Below are 569 nucleotides of genomic sequence, written 5' to 3'. Positions count from 1 at the left end.
TAAGTTCCCGACCGCCTATACAATTCTTTTCGGCCTCATAGTTGTAATGGCAGCGTTAACGTGGGTTTTACCCGCAGGCCAATACGAAATGGTCGACAATGAAGATTTAGGCAGACAAGTGCCAGTTGCTGGCTCATATCATGAAGTCGACCCCAATCCGCAGGGACTAACAGATATATTCATGGCACCTATTGCTGGTTTTTATGACCCAGGCAGCTATGAAGCCAGTGCGATTGATGTTGCTTTATTCGTTCTATTTATTGGCGGCTTCCTTGGCATTGTCACTAAGACCGGCGCGATAGATACAGGCATAGCCAAAGTTACGACTAGCCTGAAGGGTAAGGAGATCATGCTAATTCCTATCCTAATGATACTCTTCGCTGCAGGCGGCACTATCTATGGCATGGCCGAGGAAACCCTCGCGTTCTATGCCTTGATTATTCCCGTCATCATCGCCGCGGGCTATGACTCTGTGACTGCGGTTGCGATCATTATGCTCGGCGCGGGTATCGGCACTCTAGGATCGACTATCAACCCTTTTGCAACAGTTATTGCAGCGCAAGCAGCGG

Annotated in this window: 1 pseudogene; it reads left to right on the top strand. The window is 49.2% G+C overall.

Going from position 1 to position 569, the window contains the following annotated elements:
- Nucleotides 1-569: pseudogene (locus A3762_RS04915) on the top strand (YfcC family protein); the annotation flags it as partial.

This window comes from Oleiphilus sp. HI0125 (assembly GCF_001635355.1).
The sequence above is the reverse complement of the archived record's forward strand: the minus strand, read 5'-3'. Positions and strand labels throughout refer to the sequence as shown.